This window comes from Micromonospora sp. CPCC 206061 (genome assembly GCF_036906915.1).
In the GTDB taxonomy this organism is placed as follows: domain Bacteria; phylum Actinomycetota; class Actinomycetes; order Mycobacteriales; family Micromonosporaceae; genus Phytohabitans.
On the sequence record NZ_JBAKHX010000018.1, the window covers coordinates 21,041 to 37,524 of the forward strand.

The 16,484-nt window shown below is 70.3% G+C and carries 14 protein-coding genes; 2 read left to right on the top strand and 12 right to left on the bottom strand.

Annotation, left to right across the window (positions count from 1 at the left end):
- Position 1 precedes the first annotated feature (1 nt).
- From V6V89_RS15245 to pgsA, 7 genes are all read right to left on the bottom strand, one after another.
- A complete protein-coding gene (locus V6V89_RS15245) occupies positions 2-754 on the bottom strand; it encodes a YebC/PmpR family DNA-binding transcriptional regulator (RefSeq protein WP_334619760.1) in 753 nt (250 codons plus the stop codon).
- A gap of 24 nt (positions 755-778) precedes the next feature.
- On the bottom strand, positions 779-1,378 hold the full coding sequence (pdxT, locus tag V6V89_RS15250; protein WP_334619835.1) for a pyridoxal 5'-phosphate synthase glutaminase subunit PdxT: 600 nt from the start codon (positions 1,376-1,378) through the stop codon (positions 779-781).
- A complete protein-coding gene (gene pdxS / locus V6V89_RS15255) occupies positions 1,372-2,283 on the bottom strand; it encodes a pyridoxal 5'-phosphate synthase lyase subunit PdxS (RefSeq protein ID WP_334619761.1) in 912 nt (303 codons plus the stop codon). The genes pdxT and pdxS overlap by 7 nt, the downstream gene beginning before the upstream one ends.
- Positions 2,284-2,333: 50 nt before the next feature.
- On the bottom strand, positions 2,334-2,855 hold the full coding sequence (locus tag V6V89_RS15260; protein ID WP_334619762.1) for a hypothetical protein: 522 nt from the start codon (positions 2,853-2,855) through the stop codon (positions 2,334-2,336).
- Positions 2,856-2,938: 83 nt separating this feature from the next.
- Positions 2,939-4,072 (bottom strand): glycosyltransferase family 4 protein, encoded by a 1,134-nt coding sequence (locus V6V89_RS15265; RefSeq protein WP_334619763.1) that lies wholly within the window; start codon positions 4,070-4,072, stop codon positions 2,939-2,941.
- A gap of 13 nt (positions 4,073-4,085) precedes the next feature.
- Complete coding sequence (locus tag V6V89_RS15270) at positions 4,086-4,988, bottom strand: phosphatidylinositol mannoside acyltransferase (protein WP_334619764.1); 903 nt, start codon at positions 4,986-4,988, stop codon at positions 4,086-4,088.
- Positions 4,989-5,037: 49 nt separating this feature from the next.
- Entirely contained in the window at positions 5,038-5,652 is a 615-nt protein-coding gene (pgsA, locus tag V6V89_RS15275; protein WP_334619765.1) for a phosphatidylinositol phosphate synthase, read from the bottom strand.
- A gap of 223 nt (positions 5,653-5,875) precedes the next feature.
- On the opposite strand from pgsA, the gene V6V89_RS15280 reads away from it, so the two are divergent.
- On the top strand, positions 5,876-8,032 hold the full coding sequence (locus V6V89_RS15280; protein ID WP_334619766.1) for an elongation factor G-like protein EF-G2: 2,157 nt from the start codon (positions 5,876-5,878) through the stop codon (positions 8,030-8,032).
- 133 nt (positions 8,033-8,165) lie between these two features.
- On the opposite strand, the gene V6V89_RS15285 is transcribed toward V6V89_RS15280, so the two are convergent.
- From V6V89_RS15285 to V6V89_RS15305, 5 genes are all read right to left on the bottom strand, one after another.
- On the bottom strand, positions 8,166-9,149 hold the full coding sequence (locus tag V6V89_RS15285; protein ID WP_442935147.1) for an aldo/keto reductase: 984 nt from the start codon (positions 9,147-9,149) through the stop codon (positions 8,166-8,168).
- 229 nt (positions 9,150-9,378) lie between these two features.
- A complete protein-coding gene (locus tag V6V89_RS15290; RefSeq protein ID WP_334619836.1) occupies positions 9,379-9,834 on the bottom strand; it encodes an HIT family protein in 456 nt (151 codons plus the stop codon).
- 115 nt (positions 9,835-9,949) lie between these two features.
- The gene (locus V6V89_RS15295; RefSeq protein ID WP_334619768.1) at positions 9,950-11,107 is read right to left on the bottom strand and encodes a right-handed parallel beta-helix repeat-containing protein; all 1,158 of its coding nucleotides are present in this window, start codon (positions 11,105-11,107) and stop codon (positions 9,950-9,952) included.
- Positions 11,108-11,180: 73 nt separating this feature from the next.
- Positions 11,181-13,187, bottom strand: coding sequence for a threonine--tRNA ligase (gene thrS / locus V6V89_RS15300; protein ID WP_334619769.1), 2,007 nt, complete (start codon positions 13,185-13,187; stop codon positions 11,181-11,183).
- 66 nt (positions 13,188-13,253) lie between these two features.
- Positions 13,254-14,585 carry an MGH1-like glycoside hydrolase domain-containing protein gene (locus V6V89_RS15305; RefSeq protein WP_334619770.1) on the bottom strand — a complete coding sequence of 444 codons (1,332 nt, stop codon included), beginning with the start codon at positions 14,583-14,585 and terminating at the stop codon, positions 13,254-13,256.
- 85 nt (positions 14,586-14,670) lie between these two features.
- On the opposite strand from V6V89_RS15305, the gene V6V89_RS15310 reads away from it, so the two are divergent.
- Complete coding sequence (locus V6V89_RS15310; protein ID WP_334619771.1) at positions 14,671-16,467, top strand: glycoside hydrolase family 3 protein; 1,797 nt, start codon at positions 14,671-14,673, stop codon at positions 16,465-16,467.
- Positions 16,468-16,484 lie beyond the last annotated feature (17 nt).

A 16,484-nucleotide genomic window follows, 5' to 3' on the forward strand; every position in this document is an offset into this window, starting at 1 on the left:
CCTAGCCGACGGCGGCCATTACCTCGTCGCTGACGTCGAAGTTCGCGAAGACGTTCTGGACGTCGTCGCAGTCTTCGAGCACGTCGATCAGCTTGAAGATCTTGCGGGCGCCTTCCTCGTCGAGCGGCACGCTCACGGAGGGCACGAAGCCGGACTCGGCCGACTCGTACTCGATGCCGGCGTCCTGGAGCGCGGTGCGCACGGCGATCAGGTCGGACGGGTCGGTGATGACCTCGAACGACTCGCCCAGGTCGTTGACCTCTTCGGCGCCGGCGTCGAGCACGGCAAGCAACACGTCATCTTCGGAGAGCCCGTCCACCTTCGCCACCAGGATCGTGCCCTTGCGGGAGAACATGTAGGACACCGAACCGGCGTCGGCCAGCGAGCCGCCGTTGCGGGTGAGCGCGGTGCGCACCTCGGTGGCGGCGCGGTTGCGGTTGTCGGTGAGGCACTCGATGAGGATCGCGACGCCGTTCGGCCCGTATCCCTCGTACATGATGGTCTGGTAGTCGGCGCCGCCGGCTTCGAGCCCGGAGCCGCGCTTGACGGCGCGGTCGATGTTGTCGTTGGGCACCGAGCTCTTCTTGGCCTTCTGGATGGCGTCGAAGAGGGTCGGGTTGCCGGCGGGATCACCGCCGCCCGTGCGCGCGGCCACCTCGACGTTCTTGATCAGCCGGGCGAAGAGCTTGCCGCGCTTGGCGTCGATGACTGCTTTCTTGTGCTTGGTTGTCGCCCACTTTGAGTGGCCAGACATGACGCCCCCTATACCAAAGACCGACTACCCGTCCACTGCCGCGCGCGCCATCTCCACGAAGTAGCGGTGGACGCGTAGGTCGCCGGTCAACTCCGGGTGGAAAGCGGTGGCGAGCAGATTGCCCTGCCGAACCGCGACAATCCTACCGGCGGCCGCACCGTCCGTGACGCGGCCCAGCGCTTCGACGTCCTGACCGAGGCTTTCGACCCAGGGAGCCCGGATGAAAACGGCGTGGAACGGCTCCTCGAAGGGCGTCAGGACAACCGCACCCTCGAACGAGTCGACCTGCCGCCCGAACGCGTTCCGCCGCACGGTCATGTCGATGCCGCCGAAGGACTGCTGGTCGGGGCGCCCGTCGAGCACGCGGTCGGCCAGCATGATCATCCCAGCGCATGAGCCGTACACGGGCATGCCGCCCGCGATCCGCTTGCGCACCGGTTCGAGCACGCCGAACTCGATGGCGAGCTTGCTCATCGTGGTCGACTCGCCGCCGGGGATGACCAGCGCGTCGACCGCGTCGAGCTCTGACGGCCGCCGGACGGCGACAGCGGACGCGCCACACGAGGACAGGGCGGCCACGTGCTCTCGAACGTCGCCCTGGAGGGCGAGGACGCCGATCACCAGCCGCGCTCCGCGAGGCGGTGCGGCACCGGAATGTCGTCGACGTTGATGCCGACCATGGCCTCGCCGAGGCCGCGGGACACCTTCGCGAGCACGTCCGGGTCGTCGAAGAACGTGGTGGCCTTGACGATCGCGGCCGCCCGCTGCGCCGGGTTACCGGCCTTGAAGATGCCCGAGCCCACGAACACGCCCTCGGCGCCGAGCTGCATCATCATCGCCGCGTCGGCCGGGGTGGCGATGCCGCCCGCGGTGAAGAGCACGACCGGCAGCTTGCCGGCCTTCGCCACCTCGCGGACCAGCTCGTACGGGGCCTGCAACTCCTTGGCCGCCACGTACAGCTCGTCGTCGGGCAGCGAGGTCAGTCGCTTGATCTCCGCCCGGATCTGCCGCATGTGGGTGGTCGCGTTAGAAACGTCCCCGGTGCCCGCTTCGCCCTTCGACCGGATCATGGCCGCGCCCTCGGTGATCCGGCGCAGCGCCTCTCCGAGGTTGGTCGCACCGCACACGAACGGCACGGTGAACGCCCACTTGTCGATGTGGTTGGCGTAGTCGGCCGGGGTCAGCACCTCGGACTCGTCGACATAGTCGACGCCCAGCGCCTGCAGCACCTGGGCCTCCACGAAGTGGCCGATCCGCGCCTTGGCCATGACCGGGATGGAGACCGCGCTGATGATCCCGTCGATCATGTCGGGGTCGCTCATCCGGGACACGCCACCCTGGGCACGGATGTCGGCCGGTACCCGCTCCAGGGCCATCACCGCGACGGCGCCGGCGTCTTCGGCGATCTTCGCCTGCTCCGGTGTGACCACGTCCATGATCACGCCGCCCTTGAGCATCTCGGCCATGCCGCGCTTGACGCGGGCGGTGCCGGTGACAGGTTCGGTGGACTGTGCGGAAATCTCGGCCATAATCCGGATGCTAGCTCCGCCACGAGCGGCTGCCGACGGCCAATCGCACCCTAGGTGGCCTGCTCGGCGGCCAGCGGCGTCACGACGGGAGGAGCAGCGGGCGCGGGCACCGCCAGCAGGATCGGATCATCGATGTCGAAGTAACCCGGTTCCGGGTGCCTCCTCGACATGCGCAACAGGCGCACCACCCAGCGCCGCCGCGCGGACAGCGCGTCGCGTACCAGATCGGTGTGCACTTGCCGGGCGACGGCCAGGCGCCGGTTCGCGGCCAGCACCTCGTCGTCCGGCTCCGTCACGCGCAGCTGGCGCGTGAGGTCGTTCTCGGCCGCCTCGCGCTCCTCCGGACCCGCGTCGAGCGCGATCCGCGCGGCGGCGTAGAGCTCCAGCGCGCCGCGCGCCTCCGCTACCACCGCGGCCGCCGCGGCGCGCCTCAGCAGGTGCGCGTCAAGGGCCCGCGCCGCGGCCGCCGCCCGCAGGTGCAGCCTCTCGACCCGGCTGGCCGTCCAGATGAGGTACGCGGACAGCAGCGCCGCCACGGCGATGGCACCCGCAACCCACCACATGCTCGGCATAGTAGAGGGGCCTCCCTTGGTCACTTTCGGGTCCTACCGGGGAGCCGCGGCCGCACATGACGGCGATTGACCTGGATTCCGGTTCAAAACTCCTCGTCGATGACCCTGCCGTCCGTGGCCTCGATCGCGGTCGCGTACACCTCCAGCACGTGCCCGGCCACCACCGGCCAGTCGAACGCGGTGACCACCTCGCGGGCGTGCTCGGCCAGAGCGGCGCGCTGCGCGGGCGTGTCCAGCAGCTGGCCGACGCACCGCTCCAGGGCCTGCGCGTCGCCGACCGGCACCAGCGCGCCGGCCCGGCCGCCGTCGAGCACCCGGCGAAACGCGTCGAGGTCGCTGGCCACGATCGGCGTGCCCGCCGCCATCGCCTCGGTCAGGATCATGCCGAACGACTCGCCACCGGTGTTCGGCGCCACGTACACGTCCACGCTGCGCAGCATGCGGGCCTTGTCCGCCTCGGTGACCTTGCCCAGGTAGAGGACCCGGGCGTGCAGGTCGGCCGGCACGTCCTCCAGCAGTTCCTCGCGCTCGCCCGGCCCGGCCACGAGCAGCCGCAGCCCGGGCCGCTGACGGGCCATCGACACGTACGCGCTGCGCAGGTACTCGAAGCCCTTGCGCGGCTCGGTGAAACGGCCGAGAAAGCCGATCGCCCCGCCCTCGCCCGGCCAGCCCGGCAGCGGCACGGCGCTGGCGTACTTGGCCACCGCCACCCCGTTCGGGATCTCCACCGCGCCGCCGGCCATGTGCTCGACCTGCACCTTGCGGGCCAGGGCGCTGACCGCGATGCGGGCGGTGATGCGTTCCAGGACGAGCTGGAGCAGGCCCTGCGCGGCGGCCATGGCGCGAGACCGGGTCATCGCCGTGTGGAACGTCGCCACCACCGGGCCGCGCGCCGACAGCACCGCCAGCATCGAGAGGCTCAGCACGAACGGCTCGTGCACGTGCAGCACGTCGAACTCGCCCCGGTTGAGCCACCGCCGCACCCGCGCCGTCGACACCGGCCCGAAGCTGATCCGGGCCACCGATCCGTTGTATGGAAACGGGACCGACCGGCCGGCCGGCACCACGTACGGGGGCAGGGGCGAGTCGTCGTCGGCCGGCGCCAGCACGCTGACCTCGTGCCCGAGGGCGATCAGGGCCTCGGCGAGATCGATGACATGGTTCTGCACGCCACCGGGGACATCCAGCGAGTACGGGCACACGATGCCGACGCGCACGGACCCCTCCCCCTCAGGCCGCTCGGCCTGGCGTGCTCGCCGGTGTGTCGAGCCAGACCCGTTGAAGCATGTGCCAATCTTCCGGGTGCCGTGCGATGCCCACCGCCAGGCTGTCGGCTATCTGTTGGGTGAACGCCTTCAAGCGCTGGTCGAGCGGACCCTCTGTCGGCGGTGAAAGTGGACCCCGAAGCTCCCCGCGCGGCCCTTCCGGCTCGTACCACATGTCGACCGTGTACAGCGGCGCGCCGTGCTTGAGCGCCAGCAGTGCGGGGCCGGGTGGCATCCGGGTGCGCCCGCCGAAGAACGTCACCTCGACGCCGCGGGCGGACAGGTCCCGGTCGGCGAGCAGCGGCACCACGTACCCCTGGTCGAGCCGGTCGCCGAGCACGTCGATCGGGGCCCGGTCGCCGCCGGTGGCGGGCACGATCTCCATGCCAAGGCCGCGCCGGAACGCCAGGAACCGCTCGTACACGCTCTCGGGCTTGAGCCGCTCGGCCACCGTGATGATCGGCCAGCCCTTCGCCGCGACCCAGGCGCCGGCGGCGTCCCAGTTGCCGCCGTGCGGCAATGCCACCACCGCGCCCCGGCCGGTCGCCACGTCGTCGGCCAGCATGTGGTCGCCGCCCAGGGTGAACCCGCGCAGGTGCTGCTCGCGGGTGCGAGACGGCAAGCGGAACGCCTCCATCCAGTAGCGGGCGTAGGAGCGCACCGCGCGCCGTAACAGAGCGTCGAACTCGTCTTCCGGCATGTCCGGCCCCACCACGCGGCGCAGGTTGCGCGCCAGCCGCGTGGTACCCGGACCGCCTCGGCGGGCGGCGAGGTCGGCGCCGGCGCGGAACGCGGCCGCGGCGACCGGCTCCGGAAGCGCCCGCACCACTCGCCACCCGGCGGCGTACCCGACCTCGGCCAGGTTCATGCGGGGTCCCCGCGGAAGGGTGAGCGAAGCGAGCGCTTTGGTGGGGTGCTCATGCGGGGACTTGGGCTTGTTTGTAGACGTGGGCGACGCGCTGGCCGATCGTGATCACGGACAAGGCCGCCAGGATCCAGAGCGCCGCCGGCAGCGCCCACGCGAGGCCCAGCCCCGCGAGCAGGCCGCCGACACCCACGCTGAGCAGGCGCTCCGGCCGCTCGGCGATGCCCACGTCGCAGGTCATGCCGAGCCCTTCGGCGCGCGCCTTCACGTACGAGACGACCTGGCCCGAGGCGAGGCACAGCAGCGCTGCGACCATGCCCCAGCGGTCGTCCTGGGTGGCCAGCCAGTACGCGACGGAGCCGAAGATGCCCGCGTCGGCGACCCTGTCCATCGAGGAGTCGAGGAAGGCGCCGAACTTCGTCGAGCCGCCCTTCATGCGGGCCATCGTGCCGTCGAGAAAGTCGGTAAGCGCGAACACGACGACGATCGCGAGTGCGATGATCAGGTGGCCGCGGGCTCCGAAGCCCACGGCGCCGACGAGTACGCCGACGGTGCCGGCGACGGTGACGGCGTTCGGAGAGATGCCCAACCGGAGGAGGGCGCGGGCTACGGGCTCGACGACGCTGCTGAGAGCGGTGCGAGCGGACACACGGAAGATCTTCGCCATGGCGGCTCTCACGATAGCGGTCCAACCAGGTCGCGAGCGCGCCGCCGCCCGCAGACCCCACAAAGCGGAGGGATCTGTGAGGACGGCGTGAAAGGCGCGTGAGCCGCCGAGCCGAAGGCGAGGCCAAAACACAGAGCGTCGGGGTTGTGTACTGCGTGTTGCGGGTGTGGGATCGAAGGGCGAACGTGAGGTAGCTCACGTACCGTCCCAGGGAGGTAGCCGGATGGCGCAAAAGAGTCAGGAGAAGGGAGTCACCGGCCCAGCGCCGGTGGTGGAAGCACCCGGCAGGGTACGCAACGTGGTGCTGGTCGGGCACTCGGGTGCCGGCAAGACCACCCTGGTCGAGGCGCTGCTCGCCGCGACCGGCACGGTCTCCCGAGCGGGCTCGGTGACCGAGGGCACCACGGTCAGCGACCACGACCCTGCCGCGGTCAAGCAGCAGCGCTCAGTGAGCCTGGCCTGCGCTCCCCTCATCCACAACGACGTCAAGGTCAACCTGCTCGACAGTCCCGGATACGCCGACTTCGTCGGCGAACTGCGCGCCGGCCTACGGGCCGCCGACGCCGCACTGTTCGTGGTCTCCGCGGTCGACGGCATGGACGCGGCCACGGCCACGCTGTGGGAGGAGTGCGCCGCCGTCGGCATGCCGCGCGCCGTCGCGGTCACGCGCCTGGACCACCAGCGCGCCGACTTCGACGAGACGGTCGCGCTGTGCCAGCGAGTGTTCGGCGACAACGTGCTGCCGCTTTACCTGCCAATGCTTGGCGACGACGGCGAGTCCACCGTCGGCCTCATGGGCCTGATCACCAAACGGGTCTTCGACTACTCCGAGGGGTACCCGCCCGAGGCGCGCGAGCCGGACCCCGAGCACCTGCCCGCGATCGAAGAGGCCCGCAACGAGCTCATCGAGGGCATCATCGCGGAGAGCGAAGACGAGACGCTGATGGACCGCTACCTGGGTGGCGAGGAGATCGAGACCCAGGTGCTCATCGACGACCTGGAAAAGGCGGTCGCCCGCGGCCACTTCTACCCCGTCGTACCGGTGTGCGCCGAGACCCAGGTCGGCCTCGACGCCCTCCTGGAGCTGCTCACCGCGGCGTTCCCCACCCCGCTCGAACACGACCTGCCCGCCGTCACCGGCGTCGACGGCTCCCCGCAGGAGCCGCTCACCTGCGACCCCAACGGCCCACTCGTCGCCGAGGTCGTCAAGACCACCATCGACCGGCACGTCGGCCGGGTTTCACTCGTCCGGGTGTTCTCCGGCACGCTGCGCCCGGAAGCCGTCGTGCACGTGTCCGGCCATGGCATGGAAGATCGCGGCCACCCCGACCACGACAACGACGAGCGCATCGCGCACATCTACTCGCCGCTGGGCGCCAACCTGCGCGAGGTGCCGTTCTGTGTCGCCGGCGACATCTGCGCGATCACCAAGTCGGGCAGCGCGGAAACCGGCGACACGATCTCCGCCAAGGACAATCCGCTGCTCGTCGAGACGTGGGTGATGCCCGAGCCGCTGCTGCCGATCGCCATCGTCGCCAAGACCCGCGCCGATGAGGACGCGCTGGCCAAAAACCTGGGGCGCCTCGTCGCGGGCGACCCGACCATGCGGCTGGAGCGCAACGCCGAGACCCACCAGCTCGTCCTGTGGTGCATGGGCGAGGCGCACGCCGACGTGGTGCTCGACCGGCTCCGCGCGGGCGGCGTCGAGCTGGAGACCGAGCCGGTGCGGGTGGCGCTGCGCGAGACGTTCGCCGCCCAGTCGGCCGGGCACGGCCGGCACGTCAAGCAGTCCGGCGGCCACGGCCAGTACGCGGTCTGCGACATCAGGGTCGAGCCGCTGCCCCGGGGCAGCGGCTTCGAGTTCGTCGACAAGATCGTCGGCGGCGTGGTGCCGCACAACTACATCCCGTCCGTGGAAAAGGGCGTGCGCGCCCAGATGGAACGCGGGCTCGTCGCCGGGTACCCGGTGGTGGACCTGCGGGTGACGCTCTACGACGGCAAGGCGCACAGCGTCGACTCGTCCGACGCGGCGTTCCAGACGGCGGGGGCGCTGGCGCTGCGCGAGGCGGCCGAGAAGGGCCAGATCCAGCTCCTCGAACCGGTCGACGAGATCACCATCCGGGTGCCCGACTCGTTCGTCGGCTCCGTGATGAGCGATCTGTCCGGGCGCCGTGGTCGCGTACTCGGCACCGAGCCCGACCCGGCGGGCGGCGAGCGCACCCTGGTTCGCGCCGAGGTCCCGGCGACCGAGCTGGTGAGGTACGCGGTAGAGCTCCGCTCCATGACCAGCGGCGCCGGCACCTTCACGCGCACCTTCGCCAGACACGACCCCATGCCGGCTCACCTTGCGGAGTCCATCCGCAAGGAACACACGTCCTAGCGCTCCGCGGCGCCCGCACCCTGCGCGGCCACGGCCGCCTCCTTCTCGTCGATCAAGGGCAAATGCGCGCGGTTCGATATCTATCGCGCGTGCGTTCGCCCTTGATCGCAAGAAGGGTCCTTGATCGCCGCGGTCAGCTCGGCGCCGTCGTGCGGATGCGCTCCACCTCCGCGTACGCGTCGGCAGGCAGCGGCCCGTAGGCCAGCGCGCCCGCGTTCTCCTCCACCTGGGCCACCGTCCGGCAGCCAGGGATCGGCACAGTACGCCCACTGCGCGCCCACAGATATCCCAAAGCGCCCTGCACCAGAGTCCGCCCGTCCGCCGTCAACGCCTCGCGCAGCGCCGCCACCCGCGCCAGCCACTCCGGTGCCGGCCGGCCATCACGGAAGAAGCTCAGCCACTCCGGCGCGATCCCCCGCACGTCGTCCGGGCCAAGCGTGGACGACTCGCTGTACTTGCCGGTCAGCAGCCCCATCGCCAGCGGCCCACGATTGACGCTGGCCAGGTCGAGCTTCTCGCACACGTCGAGCACCTCTTGCGAGTCTTCCAGCACCGAAAACGCGTGCTGGACCGCCGTGGCGTGCGCGCCGGCGGTCGCGAACGCGGTCGCCCGGTCGGCGAAGTCCGTACTCCAGCCGTAGGCGCGGATCTTGCCCACCGCGACCAGCTCCTCCAGCGTGTCGACCAGCTCCAGCCCCTGGGCGATCGGCAGGTCGCCAAGGTGCAGCTGGTACAGGTCGATCCGATCGGTGCCCAGCCGCCGCAACGAGCCCTCGACCGCCTGCCGCAGATAGTCCGGCGAAGCGTCGTTGCCCTTGAGCTGCCGCGTCGCTGAGTCGAACGTGTGGCCCCACTTGGTGGCGATCACCACCTGGTCGCGCACCGTCCGCAGCGCTCGCCCGACGACCTCCTCGCTGTGCCCGATGCCGTACACGTCAGCCGTGTCGAAGAACGTCACGCCAAGCTCGACCGCCCGGCGCAACGCCCGCACCGACTCCTCGTCGTCGACCTCGCCCCAGCCCAGCGGCTGTTCGCCCAGCCAGAACGGTCCGCCGATCGCCCAGCATCCAACCCCGAGGTCGCTCACCTCGATGCCACTACGTCCCAATGCCCTCATGGGAAACACCGTTCCAGCTAGAGCACACTCGAAGTCAACCCCACGCGCTCCTCGCGGGCTCGACGCCCTGGTCGAGCGGGTCCGCCCCGTCGGGCTGCCGTCCGCGCCACCATGCCGCCGTGGATTAGCGATCGAACCACGTGCGTTTGCCCTTGATCGACGGAAGGGGAGGCGCGCCCCCGCGGGCGGCGCGGGGCGGGGCGGGCGGGGCGGGTGGCGCGGGGCGGGGTTAGGCGTCGGGGGGCCAGGCGCCGGTTAGGAGGTCGCGGGTGTCGGTCAGGAGTTGTGGGAGGACCTTGGTTTGGCCGACCACGGGCATGAAGTTGCTGTCGCCGCCCCACCTCGGCACCACGTGCTGGTGCAGGTGGGCGGCGATGCCGGCCCCCGCGACCGAGCCCTGGTTCATCCCGATGTTGAACCCGTGCGCGCCGCTCACCTCGCGGATCACCCGCATCGCGGTCTGGGTGAAGTGTGCCAGCTCAGCCATCTCGTCGTTGTCGAGGTCGGTGTAGTCGGGCACGTGCCGGTACGGGCAGACGAGCAGGTGGCCGGGGTTGTACGGGTACAGGTTGAGGACCGCGTAGACCAGCTTGCCGCGGGCGACCACGAGGCTGCCGTCGGTCATGCCGGGCGCGACGCAGAACGGGCACCCGGGCGGCTGGTCCTTGCCGGCGATGTACGTCATCCGGTGTGGCGTCCACAGCCGCTCCAACCCATCCGTCACACCTCGATCCTAGGTGCCCGCCGCCCGGCAAGCCGGCCCGCTGCCACCCCGGCAAGGCCGGGCGACGGGACCACCCTTACTGCCCAGCTGTCACGGTCACGCCGGTGCCGACCGAGCGGGCGGTGCCCATGCCCGCCACCAGGTTGCCGGTGGACGCGACCGTGATCGCGGTACCCGCACCCAGCGTGTATCGCAGCCCGGTCTCTCGAGCGGTGCCCCGCCCGACGACCGCGTTGCCGGTCACCGCTACGTACGAAGTACCGGCACCGTGTCCCTCCACAGCCAGGTACACATAGGAGGCCGCTGGCAATGTCCCGTACAGATAATTGATCTTGTTGCCGATGAGCGTTGCCGGCGTCCCAGGCTGCAGTGTGCAGCGGATTCCGAAGTAGACGGAGCCCGCCGTGCCGCGCAGGCCGAAGTCTTCGATGTAGTTGTCGTGGACGCCCGCGTTGTAGCAGCGCCGGGCGTCGATCGCGTGCTCCTGCGACTCGTACACGTGCAGGTCGCGGATCTGCCAGCCGGCCGCGTTGTCGAGGTCGACGCCGCTGCCGTCGCTCTTGGAGATCCAGCTGCGCTCCAGTACCCAGTCGGTGATGTGGTTTCCGGGGTCGACCACCCGGATGCCCGCCCCGCCGCTGTCTTCGACGAACGAATCCGCGATCACGCCGTTGACGCTGTTGTTGCGCTCCTCCAGCATGGTGCCGTCGCTGGACAGGCTCGTCAGCCGGATGCCGTCGCCCGGTGTGTGCTGCACCCGCACGTCGTAGACGCGGCTGTCCCACGTGCGCAGCATCAGCCCGACGGTGCCGGTGTTGGCCTCGCGGTTGCCGTCGAGCGTGAGGTGCTCGATCCGGATGCCCGCCGAGACCCAGGTCTTGTTGTCGACCCAGGTCTCGGTGGCCACCAGTGCGGGCAGGTTGCGGCCGTCGGCTTGGCGCAGCACCGTACCGCCGCCGCCGTCCGCGTCACCGCGCGCGTCACCGCGGTAGGTGCGCTCGTCGAGCAGCTTGATCGTGGTGGTGATCAGGCAGCGACCGGTGATGACGACCTCGTCGCCGGGGTTGGACGCGTCGATCGCGTTCTGGATGGTGGCCGCGTCGCCGACCCCACCCACGCAGGTGGCGTCGCGGCGGGCGGCCTGGGCGGCGGGTACGTCGCCGACGAGGAGCGTCACGCCAGCGACAGCGAGGAGGGCGCCGGCCATGCCTACAACACGCTTGGATCTGGTCATAAAGGCAGGATTCCGGCACCCGCCACCATGCGACCACCGCGCCGCCATCGCGGCGCGGTGAGCGCTACAGGGCCTAGGCCGCGGAGGGGCCCGCGTTGGTGCGGGAGCGGACGACCTCGACCACGTGGGCCACGGCCTCCGCGATGGGTACGCCGTTGCGCTGCGACCCGTCCCGGTAGCGGAACGACACCGTGCCCGCCTCGACGTCGGCGTCACCCGCGATCGCCATGAACGGGATCTTCTGCTGCTGCGCCGTGCGGATCTTCTTCTGCATCCGGTCGTCGGAGGTGTCGACCTCCGCGCGAATCCCCTCGCTCTTCAACAAGGAGACAAAGGAGTCCAGATAGGCGGCGTGGTCGTCGCGGATCGGGATGCCCACCACCTGCACGGGCGCCAGCCACGCCGGGAACGCCCCCGCGTAGTGCTCGGTCAGGACGCCGAAGAAGCGCTCGATCGACCCGAACAGCGCCCGGTGAATCATGATCGGCTGCTGCCGGCTGCCGTCGGCCGCCTGGTACTCCAGACCGAACCGCTTCGGCTGGTTGAAGTCGAGCTGGATCGTCGACATCTGCCAGGTGCGCCCGATCGCGTCGCGGGCCTGCACCGAGATCTTCGGACCGTAGAACGCCGCGCCACCCGGGTCGGGCACGAGCTCCAGCCCGGAGTCCTCGGCGGCCTGCCGCAGCGTCTCGGTGGCCTCGGCCCACTCCTCGGCCGACCCGATGAACTTGTCGGAGTCGCCGCGGGTCGACAGCTCAAGGTAGAAGTCGTCGAGGCCGTAGTCGCGCAGCAGGTCGAGCACGAACGCCAGCAGCGTGCGCAGCTCGCCCGGCATCTGCTCCTTGGTGCAGTAGATGTGCGAGTCGTCCATGGTCAGACCGCGCACCCGGGTCAGCCCGTGCACCACACCCGACTTCTCGTACCGGTACACCGTGCCGAACTCGAACAGCCGCAGCGGCAGCTCCCGGTACGACCGGCCGCGCGACCGGAAGATCAAATTGTGCATCGGGCAGTTCATGGCCTTGAGGTAGTACTGGGCGCCCTCGAGGTCCATCGGCGGGAACATCGTGTCGGCGTAGTACGGCAGGTGTCCCGAGGTCTCGAACAGGTGCGCCTTGGTGATATGCGGCGTGTTGACGAACTCGTACCCGGACTGCTCGTGCCGCACCCGCGAGTAGTTTTCCATCTCGCGCCGGATGATCCCGCCCTTGGGGTGGAACACCGCGAGGCCCGAGCCGATCTCGTCGGGGAAGGAGAACAGGTCGAGGTCCGCGCCGAGCTTGCGGTGGTCGCGCCGGGCGGCCTCTTCGAGAAGCTTCAGGTATCCCTTGAGCGCGTCCCGGGTCGGCCAGGCGGTGCCGTAAACGCGCTGGAGCTGCGGGTTCTTCTCCGAGCCCCGCCAGTACGCGGCGGCGGAGCGCATCAGCTTGAAGGCGCCGATCAGCCGGGTGTTGGGCAGGTGCGGCCCGCGGCACAGGTCGGACCAGCACACCTTGTCGGACGAGGCGTCGACGTTGTCGTAGATGGTGAGGTCACCCTCGCCCACCTCCATGATCTCGGCCGCGTCGAAGCCGCCGGCGCCAGCGGTGCCGACCAGCTCCAGCTTGTACGGCTCGTCGGCGAGCTCGGCGCGCGCCTCGTCGACGCTCTCGAACCGCCGCCGCCGGAACCGCTGCCCCGACTTGACGATCTCCTGCATGCGCTTTTCGAGCTTGTCGAGGTCGTCCGGCTGGAACGGTCGCGGCACGTCGAAGTCGTAGTAGAACCCGTTGACGACGGGCGGCCCGATGCCGAGCTTCGCCTCGGGAAACACGTCCTGTACGGCCTGCGCGAGCACGTGCGCGGTGGAGTGCCGCAGCACGTTGAGCCCGTCGGGCTCGTCGATCGCCACCGGCGTGACGGTTTCATCGCCCGAAGGCGCCCAGTCCAGATCGCGAAGATCACCGGAGGAGGAGCGGACCACGACGATCGCCTTCGGGCCCGTCGTGGGCAGGCCGGCGGCGGCCACCGCGTCGGCCGCCGTCGTACCGGCCGGGACGACGATGGGGTCGGCCACAGCTGGGGTACGGGGTCCGGACACGGTGATCTCCTCGGTACTCGTCGGTGATGACCGTGCCATGCTATGCGCCGTCCAAGATCGGCGGATTCAGGACCCCGTGAGGAGATCCATCGTCAGCGCGGCCGTCCAGCTGAACGCGGCCGACCCGATCCCGTCGCCGGTCACCGGATCGAAGTACTCGTGGTAGCCACCTCGCCGCACGAGCGTGAGCATCGCGTCCCTCAAGACAGCTGCCTCCCGCTCCCGGCCATGGGCGCGTAGCCCCTGCCAGAGCAGCCAGTTCACGTTGATCCAGATCGGGCCGCGCCAGTACCGCAGCCGGTCGAAGTCACCCGCGGTGCGGTCGTAGCTGGGCACCGGCAGCGGGCCGATGCCGAACCGCTCCGACGAGGCGGCCGCCACGAGGGAGTCGACCACCTCGGTGGGCAGGTCGGGCAGGATCAGGGGGACCAGCCCGTTGACGCAGCGGGCCGGGCTCAGCCCGCCGGTGCGCACGTCACGGGAGTGGAACATGCCGGTCGCCGGGTCGAACAGCTCGTCGACCAGCGTGCGGGTGACCCGGGCGGCGCGCTCGCGGTGCGGTGCCGGGTCGGCGCCCACCACCTCGGCCAGGTCGGCGAGGGAATGCTCGGCCGCGCCCAGGATCGCGTTGAAACCGGGGCATTCCACGAGGAACGGGTGCCGGTCGATCAGCCCCGCGTCCAGGTACCCGCCGTCGCGGTAGTTGGCCGCGATCGCGATGTACCGGGCGTAGTCCGCGTCGGTGGGGCGGTGGTCCGAGTTCGCTACCCGATTGTCCTGCCGGCGGTACTTACGCATCATGTCCAGGTCGACCGGTATCGCGCCGAGCACCGCGTCCCACGACGGGCTGTTGTCGAGGCCCGACTCCCACGGGTGCACGATGCTGGCCAGGCCCACACCGCCGACGTTGCGCCGTTCGAGCAGGTACCGCTGCTGGTGCGCCAGCCGCTCGTACAGCCATCGCAGCTCGACCTCGTCCGGCGCCCGCCGCCACATCTGGACGACCGCGAGCGCGTGCACCGGCGGCTGCACGATGCCGGTGGTCAGCCCGGCCAGCCGCCCCGGCATCGCGGCACTGTCCCAGAATGCCGGCCCCGGGAAGTAGTCGCGCTCGGAGACGTCCGGGTCGAAGACGATGTGCGGCACCCGCCCGTCGATCCACTGCGCCGAGAACAGGCTGCGCAGGTCGGCCCAGGCGCGGGCGGGGTCGTGGTGGGCGAGCCCCACCGCGATGAACCCCGCGTCCCAGTTCCAGTGGTGCGGATAGAGGGTCCGGGAGGGCACCGTGTGGTCCCGTTCCCAGTTGGCATCGAGGACGGCTGCGGCGCCCTGCCAGAGGGCATCGTCACTGGTGGCGGCGCCGGCCTCGAGGGCCGGCGCGACGGTGGTGCGGTTCACTCCACACACTTTCCCAGCCGATCCCAGGTCATGCGGCGATACCACGCCGTATCCCGCAGAACGGAACGTCAGGTATCTTCATCCAATGAAGTACGTCAATATCGTGACCATGGTGGCGCTGGTCACCGCATTGACATTGGCTCCACCCGCGAAGGCCGCCGCACTGCCGTACCAGGACCCCACCCTCCCGGTCGCCACCCGCGTCGAAGACCTGCTCGGCCGGATGAGTCTCGACGAGAAGATCGGCCAGATGACCCAGGCCGAGCGCGCCTTCGTCACGGACGCCGACGTCACGACGTACCGGCTCGGCTCCCTGCTGTCCGGCGGCGGCTCGGCGCCGTCACCCAACACGCCGACCTCCTGGGCCGACATGTACGACCGCTTCCAGGCACAGGCGCTCGCCACGCCTTTGGCGATCCCGCTCATCTACGGGGTCGACGCGGTGCACGGGCACAACAACGTGCGCGGCGCGACGATCTTCCCGCACAACATCGGGCTCGGCGCCGCCCGCGACCCGGCGCTCGTGGAGCGGATCGCGCGGGCCACGGCCACGGAGATGGCGGGCACCGGCGTCGACTGGAACTTCGCACCATGCCTGTGCGTGGCCCGCAACGACCGATGGGGCCGCACGTACGAGTCTTTCGGCGAGCAGCCCGAGATCGCGACCGCGATGACCAGCTACATCACCGGCATCCAGGGTGAGCGGGTGCTCGCCACGGCCAAGCACTACATCGGCGACGGCGGCACCGAGGGCGGCGACGACCAGGGCGACACCCGGCTCAGCGAAGCCGACCTGAGAAACATCCACCTGCCGCCGTTCGCCGAGGCGGTACGCAAGGGCGTCGGCTCGGTGATGATCTCGTTCAGCTCGTGGAACGGGCAGAAGCTGCACGGCCACCAGTACCTGATCAGCGAGGTTCTCAAAAGCGAGTTGGGCTTCACCGGGTTCGTGGTCTCGGACTGGAACGGCATCGACCAGATCGACGGCGCACCCGGCATGACCGCCGCCGAGGTGCGGCAGGCCGTCAACGCCGGCATCGACATGGTCATGGTCCCCGAGACCTGGCGCACGTTCATCGGGCATCTGCGCGCCGAGGTGCAGGCCGGCCGGGTGACGCAGGCTCGGATCGACGACGCGAACCGCCGCATCCTGGCGAAGAAGTTCGAGCTGGGCCTCTTCGAGCAACCACTCACCGACCGCTCATACCTTGGCACGGTCGGCAACGCCGAGCACCGCGCGCTGGCCCGCCAGGCGGTGCGGCAGTCGCAGGTGCTGCTCAAGAATGACGGCAACATCCTGCCCCTGGCCAGGGAGAATAACCGGATCTTCGTCGCCGGCCGGAGCGCCGACAACATCGGATACCAGAGCGGCGGCTGGACGATCACCTGGCAGGGCGGCAGCGGGGCGATCACGCCGGGCACCTCGATCCTGGCCGGCATCCGAGCCAGCGTGGCGCCCTCGACCACCGTCACGTACAACGCGAACGGCACCGGAATCGACTCCTCGTACCGGGCCGCCATCGCGGTGGTGGGCGAGACCCCGTACGCCGAGGGCCAGGGCGACCGGCCCGGCGCGATGGGCCTTTCCAGCACCGACCTCAACACCATCGCCCGGCTCCGCGCCGCTGGCGTACCGGTGATCGTGGTGCTGGTCTCGGGCCGCCCGCTCGACGTCGCGACGCAGGTGCCGAACTGGCGCGCGCTGCTGGCCGCCTGGCTGCCCGGCACAGAGGGTGAAGGGGTCGCCGACGTGCTGTTCGGCGTGCACCCGCCGACCGGGAAACTGCCGGTCACCTGGATGGCGTCGGCGGGCCAACAACCGATCAACAGCGGCGACGGCAAGCCGCCCCTCTACCCGTATGGCTTTGGCCTGACGTACTGAAAGCTTGCCAAGCGCAG